The following is a 2,471-nucleotide window of genomic DNA, read 5'->3' on the forward strand; positions in this document are numbered from 1 at the left end:
CTCTGGTTCCAAGCCCTCACCGGCATCTGCACCCACGTCCACGCAGGCGGCGGCGGCCTCACCCCCTCCGACATCGCCGTCAGCCTCAACCAACAGCAGATCGACCGCTTGCAGAGCCGATATGCAGATCGCTGACGTCCTTCCACTGACCCCCCTGCAGCAGGGGCTGCTCTTCCACGCCCGCACGCAGACGACCGATGTGTATGCCGTGCAACTCGACACCACCGTGGCCGGCCCCCTCGAACCCCACAAACTGCACGAAGCGGTGGACACGGTGGTCAAACGCCACCCTCATCTGGTGGCCCGTTTCTCCGATGAGTTCGACGAGCCGGTGCAGATCATTCCGGCCGATCCAGCCGCGGGGTGGCGGTACATCGGCGCCCTTGCCGAGGGACTCGATGTCGACGACCAGATCCAGCGAGTCTGCGCCGAGGAACGCGCCGCGGTCAGCGACCTGGCTGACGGACCCGTCTTCCGGGTGGCGTTGATCCGTATCGCTGAACACCGGCATCGGCTGGTGATGACCAATCACCACATCGTGATGGACGGCTGGTCGCTGCCGATCCTCGTCGGAGAGATCTTCGCCAGCTATCAGGGACAGAGGTTGCCGGCGCCCGCGCCGTACCGCAGCTTCGTCGCCTGGCTGATCAGCCGGGATCGCGATGCTGCCCGCACAGCCTGGCAGGATTACCTGGCGGGCTTCGACACCCCCACATTGGTGGGCCCGCCCGACCGCTCCTCGCTCGGTCCCCGCGCCGTGGAAACCTTCCACATACCGGCCGAAATCACCCGCGACATCAGCGAATTGGCACGATCCCACCACACCACCACCAACATCGTGCTGCAAGCCGCATGGGCCCAACTACTGATGTGGCTCACCGACCGCCGCGATATCGCCTTCGGCACCACCGTATCGACGAGGCCCGCCGAGGTGCGAGGAGCGGAGTCGATGGTGGGCCTTTTCATCAACACCGTTCCGGTGCGGGCGAATGTCACCGCCGTCACCACCATCGGCGATCTGATCGTCCAACTCCACGACGCTCACATCGGCACACTCGAACACCAGCATCTGGCGCTTACCGACATCCACCGGATCACCGGTCAGGAAAGGCTTTTCGACACCCTGTTCGTGTACGAGAACTACCCCATCGAGACCGCCGCGCTGTCGGTCAACCACGGATTGGCCATCACCGAAACCACCGCACGCGAATCGAACCACTACCCAATGACCCTGCAAGCTCAGCCGGGTCGCGAACTCGGCCTCCGGGTCGAGTTCGACACCGACGTGTTCGACGCGAGCACCATCGCGGCGTTGATCGAGCGGCTGACGCGGGTGCTGGCGGCCATGACCGCGGATCCGATGCGGCGGGTCCGGTCGGTGGACGTGCTCGCCGAAGACGAGCATGCGTGGCTGGACGAAGCGGGTAATCGCGCACGGATGAAACGCATCGACCCTCCGGCGGTCTCGATTCCGGTGTTGTGGTCCGCCCGGGTGACCGAGGCGCCGGGGACTGCCGCAGTCAGCTCCGGTGGCCGGATGTGGACCTACTTGGAGCTGGATCAAGCGTCGAATCGCCTGGCGCATGTGTTGGCCGACAGCGGTGTCGGACCGGGGCAGTGCGTCGCGCTGCTATTGGAACGATCGGCTGAAGCGGTTGTGGCGATGCTGGCGGTGCTCAAGACGGGAGCCGCCTATCTGGCGATCGACCCGAACCTGCCCGCCGAACGGATCGGATTCATGCTCGTCGATGCCGCGCCGATCAGCGTGGTAACCATCCGCGGACTGGCCGACCGCCTGGACGGGTACGACGTCACGGTCATCGAGCTCGAGGATGCTCGGACAGAAACCTATCCGAGCGAATTCTCACCGACGCCCACGGCTGATGACCTTGCCTACGTGATCTACACCTCGGGCACCACGGGGACCCCCAAAGGGGTCGCCATCAGTCACCGAAACCTTGCTCATCTGGTGAACTCGATGCCCCCGCATCTTCCCGACAAGCAGGTCTGGACCCAGTGCCACTCATATGCTTTCGACTTTTCGGCGTGGGAGATCTGGGCTGCACTGCTCAATGGCGGGCGGTTGGTGATCGTGCCCGAGACGATCGCCGACTCGCCCGAAGAATTTCGGGCGTTGCTGCTCAACGAGCACGTCAACGTGTTGACTCAGACTCCGTCCGCGCTGAGCGCGCTTCCCGCCGAAGGGCTGGAGTCGGTGGCGTTACTGGTCGGTGGCGAGGCGTGTCCGGCCGAGGTGGTGGATCGGTGGGCGCCGGGCCGGGTGATGGTGAACGCCTACGGCCCCACCGAGACCACGGTGTACGCGTCGATGAGCCCCCCACTGGCGCCGGGATCAGGTGCAGCGCCGATCGGGGCGCCCGTTCCGACGGCGGCGGTGTTTGTGTTGGACGGTTGGTTGCGTTCGGTGCCGGTGGGTGTGGTGGGGGAGTTGTATGTGGCTGGTGTGGCGG

1 pseudogene is annotated in these 2,471 nt (G+C 65.2%); it reads left to right on the top strand.

The features are described from left to right. A pseudogene (locus AU197_RS19430) lies at positions 1-2,471 on the top strand (non-ribosomal peptide synthetase); the annotation flags it as partial.

The organism is Mycobacterium sp. IS-1590 (assembly GCF_001500025.1).
In the GTDB taxonomy this organism is placed as follows: domain Bacteria; phylum Actinomycetota; class Actinomycetes; order Mycobacteriales; family Mycobacteriaceae; genus Mycobacterium.